At 70.8% G+C, this 13438-nt stretch carries 12 protein-coding genes; 5 read left to right on the forward strand and 7 right to left on the reverse strand.

Annotated elements, in window-relative coordinates; all coding sequences use genetic code 11:
• Positions 1 to 7: 7 nt before the first annotated feature.
• Positions 8 to 721: a phosphoserine phosphatase SerB gene (serB, locus tag AX018_RS05890; RefSeq protein ID WP_111876381.1), complete on the reverse strand. Its 714-nt coding sequence runs from the start codon at positions 719 to 721 to the stop codon at positions 8 to 10.
• Between the two features lie 193 nt (positions 722 to 914).
• On the reverse strand, positions 915 to 1787 hold the full coding sequence (locus tag AX018_RS05895) for a LysR family transcriptional regulator (RefSeq protein WP_111876454.1): 873 nt from the start codon (positions 1785 to 1787) through the stop codon (positions 915 to 917).
• Between the two features lie 111 nt (positions 1788 to 1898).
• On the opposite strand from AX018_RS05895, the gene AX018_RS05900 reads away from it, so the two are divergent.
• A complete protein-coding gene (locus tag AX018_RS05900) occupies positions 1899 to 2297 on the forward strand; it encodes a tautomerase family protein (RefSeq protein ID WP_111876455.1) in 399 nt (132 codons plus the stop codon).
• Positions 2298 to 2316: 19 nt separating this feature from the next.
• Here the strand turns inward: AX018_RS05900 and AX018_RS05905 are convergent, their stop codons facing one another.
• Entirely contained in the window at positions 2317 to 2976 is a 660-nt protein-coding gene (locus AX018_RS05905; RefSeq protein ID WP_111876382.1) for a hypothetical protein, read from the reverse strand.
• Between the two features lie 56 nt (positions 2977 to 3032).
• Entirely contained in the window at positions 3033 to 6524 is a 3492-nt protein-coding gene (mfd, locus tag AX018_RS05910) for a transcription-repair coupling factor (protein WP_111876383.1), read from the reverse strand.
• A gap of 214 nt (positions 6525 to 6738) precedes the next feature.
• Here mfd and AX018_RS05915 point away from each other — a divergent pair, with 214 nt between their 5' ends.
• Entirely contained in the window at positions 6739 to 7563 is an 825-nt protein-coding gene (locus tag AX018_RS05915; RefSeq protein WP_111876384.1) for an IspD/TarI family cytidylyltransferase, read from the forward strand.
• A gap of 30 nt (positions 7564 to 7593) precedes the next feature.
• Positions 7594 to 8088: a 2-C-methyl-D-erythritol 2,4-cyclodiphosphate synthase gene (ispF, locus tag AX018_RS05920; protein ID WP_111876385.1), complete on the forward strand. Its 495-nt coding sequence runs from the start codon at positions 7594 to 7596 to the stop codon at positions 8086 to 8088.
• Here the strand turns inward: ispF and AX018_RS05925 are convergent.
• Positions 8069 to 9583 carry a sensor histidine kinase gene (locus tag AX018_RS05925; protein WP_111876386.1) on the reverse strand — a complete coding sequence of 505 codons (1515 nt, stop codon included), beginning with the start codon at positions 9581 to 9583 and terminating at the stop codon, positions 8069 to 8071. The genes ispF and AX018_RS05925 overlap by 20 nt on opposite strands.
• Before the next feature lie 88 nt (positions 9584 to 9671).
• A complete protein-coding gene (ompR, locus tag AX018_RS05930; RefSeq protein ID WP_011794721.1) occupies positions 9672 to 10403 on the reverse strand; it encodes an osmolarity response regulator transcription factor OmpR in 732 nt (243 codons plus the stop codon).
• 216 nt (positions 10404 to 10619) lie between these two features.
• Between ompR and AX018_RS05935 the strand changes: the two genes are divergently transcribed.
• Entirely contained in the window at positions 10620 to 11339 is a 720-nt protein-coding gene (locus tag AX018_RS05935) for an SIMPL domain-containing protein (RefSeq protein WP_111876387.1), read from the forward strand.
• A 206-nt stretch (positions 11340 to 11545) separates the two neighbouring features.
• On the opposite strand, the gene AX018_RS05940 is transcribed toward AX018_RS05935, so the two are convergent.
• On the reverse strand, positions 11546 to 12331 hold the full coding sequence (locus AX018_RS05940) for a 3-hydroxybutyrate dehydrogenase (RefSeq protein WP_111876388.1): 786 nt from the start codon (positions 12329 to 12331) through the stop codon (positions 11546 to 11548).
• Positions 12332 to 12486: 155 nt separating this feature from the next.
• Between AX018_RS05940 and AX018_RS25160 the strand changes: the two genes are divergently transcribed.
• On the forward strand, positions 12487 to 13438 hold a 952-nt coding region (locus tag AX018_RS25160; RefSeq protein ID WP_211322378.1), incomplete at its 3' end, for an alpha/beta fold hydrolase.

The raw sequence follows: 13438 nt of genomic DNA on the forward strand, positions 1-13438 counted from the left end.
CGGGCGATCAGCGCAGCACTTCCAGCAGCCGGTCGAGCCCGCCCTCGTTGATCGCCACCTTGGCCTGCGCGCGCACGGCCGGCTTGGCGTGGAAGGCCACCGACAGGCCCGCGGCGCCCATCATGGGCAGGTCGTTGGCGCCGTCGCCCACGGCGATGGCCTGCGAGGGGTCGATGCCCAGCAGCGAGGCCACCTCCAGCAGCGTGCGCCGCTTCTCGGCGCCGTCGCAGATGTCGCCCCAGGGCTGATCCACCATGCGGCCGGTGAGCTGGCCGCCCTCGATCTCCAGCACGTTGGCGCGGGCGAGGTCGATGCCCAGGCCGGCGCGCACGCGGTCCGAGAAGAAGGTGAAGCCGCCCGAGACCAGCAGCGTGGTGAGGCCTGCCGCCTTGGCCGCCGTGACGAGCGCCTGCGCGCCGGGGTTGAAGCGCAGGCGCTCGCGGAAGACCTGCTCCATGTGGTCCGTGCCCACGCCCTTGAGCAGTGCCACGCGCTGGCGCAGGCTGTCCTTGTAGTCGGTGATGAGGCCTTGCATGGCGGCCTCGGTGATCGCCGCCACCTCGGCCTTGCGGCCGGCGGCATCCGCGATCTCGTCCACGCACTCGATGTTGATGAGCGTGGAATCCATGTCGAAGGCGATCAGCTTGAAGTCCGCGAGGCGAAGGGGCGGCGTGATGCCCTGCAGGACGAGGCCGGGGGCGAATTCGGTGGCGTGTGGCATGCGCTGGGAGGGAGGCAGAACGTCGGAAGAAGGCCCGCGGCGTGCCGCGGGAAGAAACCGGCATCTTAAATAAGAGCGGTGGTGCTCTTTGGCATGGTGCGCTTTTCGGGGGAATGCGACCCGGTGCCGCGCTCGCGCAACGCGTGCAGCCCCTGCGAACGCCGTGGCGCGGCTTGCTTGCGCCGGCCGCGGGTCACCCGTGCCGCAGGCGCGAGAAAGTCTCCACGGTCAGGGCGCGCACGGAGGCCGCGATGGCCGCCTCGCCCTGCCGTGCCGCCAAAACCTGGAAGCGGACCTGGGGCAGGGCGGGCAGGCGCCGTCCCGGCGCCAGGGCGAGCAGAGGGCCGTCCAGGGCCGAGAGGTTGAGGCAGGCGATACCCAGGCCCGCGGCCACCGCGAAGCGCACGCCCGCGATGCCCGATGCCACGTGGGCAATGTAGTAGGGCTGGCGCCGCCTTTCCAGCGCGGACTCGGCGAGCCGGCGCAGCGCACAGCTCTGCGGCAGCGCCACCAGGGGGAGCGGGGCGCCCTTGTCCAGCCGGGTCTGCGCGGTTCCGGTCCAGGCCAGTGCTTCGCTGCCCAGGGCGGTGGCGCCCGGGGCCCGCTGTGCGCCGGCCACGCGCATGACGATGGCCACGTCGAACAGCCCTCGGGCGTAGCCTTCCTCGATCGCATCGCTGCGGTCGATGTGCACGTGGAACCGGATGCCCGGATGCCGCGCCGCGAACTGCGCCAGCATTCCGGCGATATGGACCGGCCGGAAATAGTCGGTGATCGCCAGGCGCACGTCGCCCTGGAGCTGCAGGCCGCGCAGGTCGCGCCAGGCGGTCTCCGACAGCGCGAGGATGTGGCGCGCATGTTCGACCAGGCGGGCGCCGGCCTCGGTCGGCACGACGCCGGCCTTGCCGCGCACGAGCAGGCTGCTGCCCGCCTGCTCCTCCAGCTTGCGCAACTGCTCGCTCACGGCCGATTGGGACCGATGGCGCCGTGGTGCGGCTGCCGTCAGGCTGCCTGCGTCCACCGCGGCCACCAGAGTGCGAAGCTGGTCGAGATCGAAGCCATTCATCTTTTCATCCATTCGAGAAACCGTTGGATGAGATCATAAATTCCTGCTTTTCGGATACCTGAGAAATCCCCAGAATGGCCTTTGCCGGAATGTGCCGGCCAGGAGAAAACCATGCCCCATATCGTGATCCAACTCTCGGGCCCGCGCGACGCGGCCCGTGCCGCCCGGGCCGTCCAGGCCGTCAACGATCTGACCCGGACCGTCCTGGGCAAGGTGCCGGCAGTGATGGCGACCACCGTGCAGCACATCGCGGCGCAGGACTGGTTCATCGGCGGCGTGCCGCTGTCCGAGACCGGTGCCAGCGCCTTCCACCTGGAGATCAGCATCACCGACGAGACCAATACCAAGGCCGAGAAGGCGCGGTTCGTGCGGGAGGTCTTCGAGGCCATGGCCGGGCTGATGCCGCGCCTGCACGAGGTGTCCTATGTCCACCTCGTGGATGCGAGGGCGACCGCTTATGGCTATGGGGGCCGGACCCAGGAGGCGCGGCACCAGGCGGCGGGTGTCTAGGGCGCGCGTCCCGTTCGGCTCACGGCCGCAGGTAGAGCGTGTCCGACCAGGTGGCCAGCCATTCGGGCCTGAGGGCCACGAACACCGCGCAGAGCATGCCCGTGACCACGGCGTCGCCCCAGGCCATAAGCCAGCGCGCGACCAGCGAGAGCTGCGGGTCCACGCCGGGCAGCGCGTGGCCGCTCCATTGCGCCAGCACGCCGGCCGCGAACACGCACAGCGCCGTGCCCAGGAAGGCGCGGCCCAGCACATAGACGAAGAGGTGGGCCCCGGCGGTGCGCCGCAGCAGCGCGCCCGCCAGCAGCGCCAGCGTGGCCGGCACCACACCCTGCCAGACGGCCAGGCCCAGCGCATCGGGCCAGGCGAGCGCGGGCGCGATCAGCGCGGCGAGGGCGGCCACCGCCAGCAGCGCGGGCACGGCCAGCGGCCAGCCGACCATGAGCACCACGAGGCAGGCGCCGGACATCTGCAACTGCAGCGGCATGGCGTGCAGCGTGGGCAGGGCCCAGATCCAGGGCAGGAGCACCAGCGTGGCCAGCAGCGGCGTGAGCAGGGGCGAGGCCGCCGCGCGCTGCGGCTGCCCGCCGCCGGGCCAGTGCCGGGGCGCGAGCAGCCGCCAGGGCCGCGTGGCGAGGGCGGCCGCGAGGGCGAGCAGGGCGATGGCGGCTTCGAGGGGCATGGGGCGTGCGCGCGCGAGCGGTGCGGTGGCGTGGCCCGCGCGCGCCGGCCCGGCGTTCAGGCCGGTGCGCCCTGGGCCGCGGCGAGCGGCTGCCCGAGGCTGCGCAGCACGTCGCGCACCATCTGCGCGCGGTCCTTGGCCTCGGGCAGTTCGCGCTCGATGCGCAGCTTCTCGTTGCCCGCGAGCTTGATGTGCTTATTCTTCTGGATCAGGTGGATGATGTGCATCGGATCGATGGGCGGCTGGGGCCGGAACGTGATGTTCGTCACACCCGGCGCGGCATCCACCTTGATGACGCCGTAGGGCTGCGAGAGCACGCGCAGGCGGTGCACGTCGATCAGCGTCTGCGCCTGCGGCGGCAGCTTGCCGAAGCGGTCCACGATCTCTTCGAGCAGGCCGTCGATCTGGTCGCTGGTCTTGGCGGTGGCGAGCTTCTTGTAGAACGACAGGCGCAGGTGCACGTCGCCGCAGTAGTCGTCGGGCAGCAGCGCGGGGGCGTGCAGGTTGATGTCGGTGGTGGCCGAGAGGGGCGCGAGCAGGTCGGGCTCCCTGCCGGCCTTGAGCGACTTCACGGCCTCGGCCAGCATCTCGTTGTAGAGCTGGAAGCCCACCTCCAGCATGTTGCCGCTCTGGTTTTCGCCCAGCACCTCGCCCGCGCCGCGGATCTCCAGGTCGTGCATGGCGAGGTAGAAGCCCGAACCCAGCTCCTCCATCTGCTGGATGGCATCGAGCCGCTGCGCGGCCTGCTTGGTCAGGCCCTCGATGTCGGGCACCATGAGGTAGGCATAGGCCTGGTGGTGGCTGCGGCCCACGCGGCCGCGCAGCTGGTGCAATTGCGCCAGGCCGAACTTGTCGGCCCGGCTCATGATGATGGTGTTGGCCGTGGGCACGTCGATGCCGGTCTCGATGATGGTCGAGCACAGCAGGATGTTGTAGCGCTGCGCCACGAAGTCGCGCATCACCTTCTCCAGCTCGCGCTCGGGCATCTGGCCGTGGGCCACGGCGATGCGCGCCTCGGGCAATATCTCTTCCAGCTTCTGGCGGCGGTTCTCGATGGTCTCCACCTCGTTGTGCAGGAAGTAGCACTGCCCGCCGCGCTTCAATTCGCGCAGCACGGCCTCGCGGATCACGCCCGTGCCCTCGTTGCGCACGAAGGTCTTGATCGCCAGCCGCCGCTGCGGCGCGGTGGCGATCACCGAGAGGTCTCGCAGGCCCTCCAGCGCCATGCCCAGCGTGCGCGGGATCGGCGTGGCGGTGAGCGTGAGCACGTCCACCTCGGCGCGCAGGGCCTTCATCTGCTCCTTGTGGCGCACGCCGAAGCGGTGCTCCTCGTCGATGATGAGCAGGCCCAGGTTGTGGAACTTCGTCGATTCCGAGAGCAGCTTGTGCGTGCCCACCACGATGTCCACCGTGCCGTCGCCGATGCCCTTGATGGCCGCCGTGATTTCCTTGCCCGAGCGGAAGCGCGAGACCTCGGCGATCTTCACGGGCCACTTGCTGAAGCGGTCCACCAGCGTCTGGTAGTGCTGCTCGGCCAGCAGCGTGGTGGGCGCGAGGAAGGCCACCTGCTTGCCGCCCGTGACGGCCACGAAGGCCGCGCGCAGTGCCACTTCGGTCTTTCCGAAGCCCACGTCGCCGCAGACCAGCCGGTCCATGGGGCGCGGGGAGATCATGTCCTGGATCACCGCGTGGATGGCGGCGTTCTGGTCGGCCGTCTCCTGGAAACCGAAGTCGGCCACGAACTGCTCGTAGTCGGTGGGCGAGTAGCGGAAGGCGTGGCCCTCGCGCGCCGCGCGGCGGGCGTAGATGTTGAGCAGCTCGGCGGCGGAGTCGCGCACCTGCTCGGCGGCCTTGCGCCTGGCCTTCTCCCACTGGCCGCTGCCCAGCTTGTGCAGCGGCGCCTCGTCGGCGGAGACGCCCGTGTAGCGGCTGATGAGTTGCAACTGGCTCACGGGCACGTAGAGCACGGCCTTGTCGGCGTATTCGAGGTGCAGGAACTCTTGGAAAGCGGGCGTGCCGTCGGCGTTCTTCTGGCCCACGTCCATGTTGACCAGGCCCCGGTAGCGGCCGATGCCGTGCGCGCTGTGCACCACGGGGTCGCCCAGGTTCAGCTCCGAGAGGTCCTTGATGAGCGCCTCGACGTCGCTCACCTGCTCCTGCTTCTTGCGGCGGCGCGTGGTGGGCGCGGCGGCGAACAGCTCCGTCTCGGTGACGAAGTCGATGCCGTCCTCCATCCAGCGAAAGCCCATGGCCAGCGCCGCCGTGGCGATGCCGATCTTTTCCGGCGCGCCGGCCTGGAACTCCGCCAGCGAATCGAAGGCCGGCGGGCTCACGCCCGAGGCGCGCAGGAAGTCGAGCAGGCTCTCGCGCCGGCCGTCGCTCTCGGCCAGCAGCAGCACGCGGTGGTCGGTGGCGCCGATGTGGGCCTGCAGCCGCGCGAGCGGGTCGTCCGCGCCGCGCTGCACGCCGAGTTCGGGCAGCTTCTGGAAGTGGGCGCTGTCCTCCACGTCGCTCGCGCCTGGGCGCAGCGAGAGCTGGGCGTGCGCGTTGGCGCAGGCGTAGAACTGCTCGGCGCTCAGGAACAGCGCCTCGGGCGGCAGGGCGGGGCGCTCGGGGTCGCCCTGCACGAGGCGGTAGCGGTCCTTCGTGTCCTGCCAGAAGCGCTGGAAGGCCGGCTCCAGGTCGCCGTGCAGCACCACCGTGGCGTCCCCGCCCAGGTAATCGAACACCGTCGCGGTCTGGTCGAAGAAAAGCGGCAGGTAGTACTCGATGCCGGCAGTCGCCACGCCGTTGCCCATGTCCTTGTAGATGCGGCTGCGGGTGGGGTCGCCCTCCAGCAGCTCGCGCCAGCGGCTGCGGAATTTGGCGCGGGCCTCCTCGTCCATCGGGAACTCGCGCCCAGGCAGCAGGCGGACCTCGGGCACGGGGTAGAGGCTGCGCTGGCTGTCGGGGTCGAAGGTGCGGATGGAGTCGATCTCGTCGTCGAACAGGTCCACGCGGTAGGGCACGGGCGAGCCCATCGGGAAGAGGTCGATCAGCCCGCCGCGCACCGCGTACTCGCCGGGGCTCACCACCTGCGAGACGTGGCTGTAGCCCGCGAGCGTGAGCTGCGCTTTGAAGCGCGCCTCGTCGAGTTTCTGGCGCACCTTGAACTGGAAGGTGTAGCCCGCGAGGAACGAGGGCGGCGCGAGCCGGTAGAGGGCGGTGGTGGCCGGCACCAGCACCACGTCGGCGCCCGTGGCCTCGTCCTTCTGGCGGATGCGCCAGAGCGTGGCGAGGCGCTCGCTGATGAGGTCCTGGTGCGGCGAGAAGGTGTCGTAGGGCAGCGTCTCCCAGTCGGGGAAGAGGGCGCAGCGCAGCTCGGGCGCGAAGAAGGCCATCTCGTCGATGAGCCGCTGCGCATCGGTGGCGTCGGCCGTCACGATGGCCGTGGTGCGCCGCGCGGCCTTCTCGCGCCCGGCCACGCGCGCGAGCAGCAGGGCGTCCGCGCTGCCCACGGGGCGCGGAACGGTGAAACGTTTGCCGGGGATGAGTTTGGGGAGTTCCATGGGAGGCGGGAAAGAGGCAGTGCAAGGCGTGTCGGGGTGCCGCCGGTGCCGGCAGGCGGCCCCGCGCGGAAGGCGGGCCGGGCAGTCCCGGGGCAGCGCGGTGGTCGCGGGCCGGTGGCGGGCGGCAACGGGCCATTCTAGGCGCGCGGGTGCGCCGGGGGCGGCTCGGGGGCTCCCGCGCGGGCGCATGCCGCGCTCCTACAATGGCCGCCCCATGAGCGACCTGCTGCCCCCCCGCCTGATCCCCTCGCCCCTGGCCGCGCCGGGCCGCTTCTGGGCGCTGCTGCCGTGCGCGGGCACGGGCGTGCGCGCCGTGGCGCCGGGCGCGCAGGCGGGCGTGCCCAAGCAGTACCAGCCGGTGGCCGGCCTGCCGCTGGTGCTGCACACGCTGGCGGCCTTCGCGGGCGTGGACCGCCTGCAGGGCACGCTGGTGGCCACGGCGCCGGGCGACCCTTTCTTCGACGCCCATCCCTCCGATCGATACTTCGCCGTGCCCTGCGGCGGGCCGGCGCGCGCGGACACCGTGCTCGGCGGGCTGGGCGCCCTGAGCGAGCGCGGCGCGGCGCCGGACGACTGGGTGCTGGTGCACGATGCCGCGCGCTGCCTGGTGACCACCACGCAGATCAACGCGCTCATCGACGCCTGCGCGCACGACGGCGTGGGCGGCCTGCTGGCGCACAAGCTTGCCGACACGCTCAAGACGGCCAGCGGCGGGCCCGGCGGCGTGCGCGTCGTCTCCACCGTGGACCGCGGCGACAAATGGCTCGCACAGACCCCGCAGATGTTCCGCCTGGGGCCGCTGCGCGCCGCGCTCGAAAAATACGGCGCCCTGGCCACCGACGAGGCCAGCGCCATGGAGGCCATGGGCCTGCACCCGCGCCTCGTGCCCGGCGGCGCCCAGAACTTCAAGGTCACCTATCCCGAGGACTTCGCGCTGGCCGAGGCCGTGCTGGCGCAGCGCCTGCTGCCCGCCACGCTGGAGCGCTTCGGCGGCGCGCAGGCGCAGGGCGCGCCGCTGCCCGGCAAGACGTTTTTCTAGGCCCGCTTTTTTTCTAGGATTTTTTTGCACATGACGATTCCATTCCGCATCGGCGAAGGCTGGGACGTGCATGCCCTGGTGCCGGGCCGCCGCCTGGTGATCGGTGGCGTGGAGGTTCCCCACACCATGGGCCTGCTGGGCCACTCCGATGCCGACGTGCTGCTGCACGCCATCACCGACGCGCTGCTGGGCGCCGCGGCGCTGGGCGACATCGGCAGCCATTTCCCCGACACGGACGAGCGTTTCAAGGGCGCCGATTCGGTGGTGCTGCTGGTGGAGGCCGCGCGCCGCGTGCGCGAGCGCGGCTACGAGATCGGCAACGTGGACAGCACGGTGATCGCCCAGGCGCCCAGGCTCGCGCCGCACATCCCCGGCATGCGCTCCCGCATCGCCCAGGCCCTGGCGCTGGAGACGGATCAGGTGAACGTGAAGGCCAAGACCGCCGAGCGCATGGGCCCCGTGGGGCAGGGCCTCGCGATGGAGGCGCGCGCGGCGGTGCTGCTGTTCAGGCCCGTGCCGGCTTGACGGGCTTGGTGCCCTTGCGGGCATCGGGCGGCAATTGGCGCTTGATCTGGGGACGCTGCAGCCGCTGCTTGGGGTCCTTGCCGGCCGGCAACTGGGCGGCGCGCTGCAGCTGGATGTGCGCCACCAGCCCGCCCGATCCCGAATTGGCCAGCGCGAAGATGCCGCCCATGCGCTGCACCGTCTTGTCCACGATCGCCAGGCCCAGGCCCGCGCCCGCGGCGGCCGTGCGCGCCGAGTTGCCGCGGAAGAAGGGCTTGGTGAGGTTGGCGAGCTGGTCCGGCGGCACGCCCGGGCCGTGGTCGCGCACCTTCACGAGCACCCATTTCTCGCGCCCCTTGGCGGCGATCTCCACCGAGGCCGTGCCGCTGTCGGGCGTCTTGCCGTAGCGGCGGGCGTTCTCCAGCAGGTTGGAGATCACGCGCGCCAGCTCCACCTCGTCGGCCAGCACGATGAGGTCGTCGGGCACGCTCATCGTGATCTGCAGCTCGCGGTGGTCCTGCACGGCATACACGCAGGACGAGACCACGCCGTGCAGGTTCACGGGCGTGAGCGTCACGTGGTCGGGCCGCGCGTAGTCGAGGAACTTGTCGATGGTGGCGTCGAGCTGCACTATGTCGGCCACCATGTGCTCGCGTGCCACGTCGTCGGTCACGCTCATCTCGGTTTCCAGGCGCAGCCGCGCAAGCGGCGTGCGCAGATCGTGCGAGATGCCCGCCAGCATCACCGCGCGGTCCTGCTCCAGCTTGGCGAGCTTCTGGGCCATGCGGTTGAAGCCGATGTTCACCTCGCGGATCTCGCTGGTCACCACTTCCTCGTCGAGCTGACTGGCCGCGAAGTCGCCGTCGCGCACGCGGTTGGCGGCATAGGAGAGCTGCTTGAGCGGGCGGTTGATGAGCCGCGCGATGGCGGCGGCGCCGGCCAGCGACAGCGCGCCGGCCGTGATAAGCCAGATCAGCCAGGTCTTGCCGCCCGCCGTGCTCAGGCGCGAGCGGTCCATCAGCAGCCAGTTGGGGTCGCCGTTGATCGTGAAGCCCACCCACAGGCCGCTCTCGCCGTTGACGTTGCTGGCCACGATGGTGCCGGGGCCGAGGCGCTCCGTCAGCTCCTCGGTCAGGCGCGCGCCGAGGGCCGTGTCGTCCACCAGATCGAAGCGGTCGCTGGGCTCGCGCGGCAGGATGCGCACGCCCTCCTGGTCGGCCATGGTCTTGATGAGGGACACGCGCGCGATCGCGTCGGCATGCACCAGCGCGGCCCGGCTCAGATTGACGAGCGATGCGATCTGCTGCGCGGTCTGCAGCGTGCGGGGTTCGAATTCGAGGGCGCGCAGCGTCTGCAGCCACGCCAGGATGCTGCCCACCAGCAGCAGCGCCAGCAGGAAGAAGGTGCGCCAGAACAGGTTCAGCCCGACGCGGGTGCGCTGGGGCGGGCGGCGGTAGGGCGCCTCGAGCGGGGCCGGGCTGGTGGCGTCGGAGGACGCGTCGTAGGAGGCGCTCATGTCGGGTCAGCGGTCGAAAAAATCGCCGGGGCGGCGGCGCGCCGCGCCGTCCCGCCCCGGCAGGGGGTGTGCACGGGGGAGGGAGGGCTCAGCTCGCTCCGTCCGGCACGAACACATAGCCCACGCCCCACACGGTCTGGATGTAGCGCGGTGCCGCCGCGTCCACCTCGACCAGCTTGCGCAGGCGCGAGACCTGCACGTCCAGGCTCCGGTCGAAGGGCTCGAACTCGCGGCCGCGCGCGAGCAGGGCGAGCTTCTCGCGCGACAGCGGCTGGCGCGGGTGGCGCACCAGCGCCTTGAGCATGGCGAACTCGCCGGTGGTCAGGGGCAGCTCCTCGCCGTTCTTCTGCAGCGCGCGCGTGCCCAGGTCGAAGGTGAAGGGGCCGAAGGTCACGACCTCGTTGTCGCCCGAGGGCGCGCCGGGCGCCTCCTGCGGCGGGCGGCGGCGCAGCACGGCGTGGATGCGCGCCAGCAGTTCGCGCGGGTTGAAGGGCTTGCCCAGGTAATCGTCGGCGCCCACTTCCAGGCCCACGATGCGGTCCACGTCCTCGCCCTTGGCCGTGAGCATGATGATGGGGGTGCGGTCGTTGGCCGCGCGCAGGCGGCGGCAGATGGAGAGCCCATCCTCGCCGGGCATCATGAGATCCAGCACGATCAGTTCCACCGTCTCGCGCAGCAGGATGCGGTTGAGGGCCTTGCCATCTTCCGCCACCATGACTTCGAAGCCCTCCTGGGTCAGATAGCGCCGCAGCAGGTCGCGGATGCGCGCGTCATCGTCCACCACGAGAATCTTGTCGGTACGGTTGGTTGTAGAGGCCATGTGTTTCCCAAGTCCTATTTGTAACAGAGCCGATTCTGACCAGCTTGCGGCCCGAAGTTCGCGTTTTTCCGGGGTGCCTGACCAAGTGTTACATGTTTTGCCGGGTCTCGCAGCGAAGCCGTGCGGCCTTCGCGAAAGCGCCGCGCGGAGCGGGTTAACGTCGTCCACCCGGGCCGCCGTGCGGCCTTTTCACCTTGTCACTGTGGAGAAATTTCCATGAGAGTCTTTGCCAGATTGATCGCATCCTGCGCCCTTGCCGCCTGTGCGGGCACCGCTTTTGCTCAGGCGGCCGCCGCGCCCCCGGCGCCGCAGAATGTGCTGCAACTCTCCGCCTCGGGCGCGGTGGAAGTGCAGCAGGACCTGCTGGTGCTGACGCTGGCGGCCACCCGCGAGGGCGCCGACGCCTCCGCCATCCAGGCGCAGCTCAAGCAGGTGCTCGATGCGGCGCTGGCCGAGGCCAAGCGCTCCGCCCAGCCGAACCAGATGGACGTGCGCACCGGGCGCTTCGGCCTGTCCCCGCGCTATGGCAAGGACGGCAAGATCGCGGCCTGGCAGGGGCGGGCGGAGCTGATCCTGCAGGGGCGCGACTTCGCCCGCATCACCGCCGCCGCCGGGCGCATCCAGTCGATGCCGATCAGCCAGGTGGCCTTCGAGCTGTCCAGCGAGGCGCGCGCCCGCGTGGAAGGCGAGGCCCAGACCCGCGCGATCGAGCAGTTCAAGGCCCGTGCGGGCGAGCTGGCCAAGGGCTTCGGCTTCTCGGGCTACACGCTGCGCGAGGTGGCCGTCCACGGCAACGAGATGGTGCCCGGCAACAGCGTGACCTTGATGGGGGCGATGGCCAAGTCGGCGATGGCGTCCGCCGATGCGCCCGTGCCGGTCGAGGCGGGCAAGGCGCAGGTCGTGGTGAACGTGTCGGGCTCGGTGCAACTCCACTGATACGGCTCCGCCATCCAAAAGATCGCCGCGTTGCTTCGCACGGTCTCTGCCGCATCGCACCCTGTTTTTGTCTGGATGGCCGGCCCGCAGGGGACGATTTGGAGTCTTTTGGCCTCCATGTCGCTGTCGGTGCTGAATTGTTTGCTATGAATTGAATAGCAATTGGCAGGGGCCACGCACCGCGGGCAGCCCCTGCCGGGGCGGGGTCACTGCGCCGCCCAGCCGCCGTCCATGTTCCAGGCCACGCCGCGCACGTTGTTCGCGGCGGGCGAGCAGAAGAACACCGCCAGTTCGCCCAGTTCCTCGGGCGTGGTGAACTGCATGGACGGCTCCTTCTCGCCCAGCAGCCGGCGCGTGGCTTCCTCGTTGGAGAGGCCCTGCTCGGCGGCCTTGGCGTCCACCTGCTTTTGCACCAGCGGCGTGAGCACCCAGCCGGGGCAGATCGCGTTGCAGGTCACGCCCGTCGTGGCCGTCTCCAGCGCCGTCACCTTGGTGAACCCCACGATGCCGTGCTTGGCCGCCACGTAGGCCGATTTCTGCGCCGAGCCCACCAGCCCGTGCACCGAGGCCACGTTGATGATCCGGCCCCAATCGGCCGCCTTCATGGCCGGCAGCGCGAGGCGCGAGGTGTGGAAGGCGCTGCTCAGGTTGATCGCGAGGATCGCGTCCCACTTCTCCACGGGGAAATCCTCCACGTTGGCGACGTGCTGGATGCCCGCGTTGTTGACGAGGATGTCCACGCGGCCGAACTGGCTGGCGGCGTACTTCATCATGTCCTCGATCTCGGCCACGCGGCTCATGTCGGCGCCGTGGTAGGCCACCTGGACGCCGGCCGCCTGGCCCGCGGCCAGCACCTCGGCGTGCGGACCGTCCGCGTCGCCGAAACCGTTGAGCACGATGTTCGCCCCCTCGCGTGCCAGGGCCTTGGCGATCCCCAGGCCGATGCCGCTGGTGGAGCCGGTGACGAGCGCTGTCTTGCCTTTGAGAAGCATGTGGGTCTCTCCGAATGAATTAGGATGAACGGGGCCATTATCGAGCGCCCCCGAGACAATCCCCACCCATGACAGAGCCTACGCTGAATTACGTACATTGCCCGGGCGCCGCGGCCCCATCGAGCACCCCGGGCCCCGCGGAAGGCGGGCACCGCATGGCGTACTGGGAATGGAACGGCACGGGCGATCCGGCGCATCCGCACGTGGTGGTCTGCGTGCACGGGCTCACGCGCCAGGGGCGGGATTTCGACGTGCTGGCGCGGCGGCTCGCGCGCCATGCGCGCGTGGTCTGCCCCGACGTGGCGGGCCGGGGCCACAGCGACTGGCTGGCCGATCCGGCGCATTACCAGGTGCCGGTCTATGCGGCCGACATGCTGGCGCTGCTGGCCCAACTGCACGCACGGGCGCCCCTGCACACGCTGGACTGGGTGGGCACCAGCATGGGCGGCCTCATCGGCATGGGCCTGTGCGGCCAGCCCGGGCTGCCGCTGCCCGTGCCGGTGCGCCGGCTGGTGCTCAACGACGTGGGGCCGACCCTCGAATGGACCGCGCTGCAGCGCATCGGCCAGTACGTGGGCCGGCCCGTGCAGTTCACCAGCATCGCGGCGGCCGCCGAGGCGCTGCGCGTCATCTCCACCGGCTTCGGTCCGCACACGCCCGCGCAGTGGCTGGCGCTGTCCGAGCCGATGGTCCGCCGGTCGGCCGACGGGTCGTACCGGCTGCACTACGACCCCGCCATCGCCGAGCCCTTCCGCGCCCTGACCCCCGAGGTCGCGCGCGCCGCCGATGAACGGCTGTGGCAGCTCTACGACCAGATCGGCGCCCGCACGCTGCTGCTGCGCGGCGCGCAGTCCGATCTGCTCTCACCCGCCACCGCCCAGGCCATGTCCCGGCGCGGGCCGTGCGCGCGCGTGGTGGAGTGGGAGGGCGTGGGCCATGCACCGACCCTGGTCGATGGCGCGCAGGTGGACGTGGTCGAGCATTTCCTCTTCGGGGACGGCGATGGCGAGGCTGCCGCCCGCGCGCCATCGCCATCGCCATCGCCATCGCCATCGCCATCGCCATCGCCATCGCCATCGCCATCGCCATCGCCATCGCCATCGCCAT

It is taken from the genome of Paracidovorax anthurii (assembly GCF_003269065.1).
GTDB classification, from domain to species: Bacteria; Pseudomonadota; Gammaproteobacteria; order Burkholderiales; family Burkholderiaceae_C; genus Paracidovorax; species Paracidovorax anthurii.

Coding starts and splice junctions, on each gene's coding strand:
- AX018_RS05915 (WP_111876384.1), top strand. CDS start 6,739: ATGAGCGACCTGCTGCCCCCCCGCCTGATCCCCTCGCCCCTGGCCGCG.
- AX018_RS05940 (WP_111876388.1), bottom strand. CDS start 12,331: ATGCTTCTCAAAGGCAAGACAGCGCTCGTCACCGGCTCCACCAGCGGC.
- mfd (WP_111876383.1), bottom strand. CDS start 6,524: ATGGAACTCCCCAAACTCATCCCCGGCAAACGTTTCACCGTTCCGCGC.
- ompR (WP_011794721.1), bottom strand. CDS start 10,403: ATGGCCTCTACAACCAACCGTACCGACAAGATTCTCGTGGTGGACGAT.
- AX018_RS05900 (WP_111876455.1), top strand. CDS start 1,899: ATGCCCCATATCGTGATCCAACTCTCGGGCCCGCGCGACGCGGCCCGT.
- AX018_RS05905 (WP_111876382.1), bottom strand. CDS start 2,976: ATGCCCCTCGAAGCCGCCATCGCCCTGCTCGCCCTCGCGGCCGCCCTC.
- ispF (WP_111876385.1), top strand. CDS start 7,594: ATGACGATTCCATTCCGCATCGGCGAAGGCTGGGACGTGCATGCCCTG.
- AX018_RS05925 (WP_111876386.1), bottom strand. CDS start 9,583: ATGAGCGCCTCCTACGACGCGTCCTCCGACGCCACCAGCCCGGCCCCG.
- AX018_RS05895 (WP_111876454.1), bottom strand. CDS start 1,787: ATGAATGGCTTCGATCTCGACCAGCTTCGCACTCTGGTGGCCGCGGTG.
- serB (WP_111876381.1), bottom strand. CDS start 721: ATGCCACACGCCACCGAATTCGCCCCCGGCCTCGTCCTGCAGGGCATC.
- AX018_RS05935 (WP_111876387.1), top strand. CDS start 10,620: ATGAGAGTCTTTGCCAGATTGATCGCATCCTGCGCCCTTGCCGCCTGT.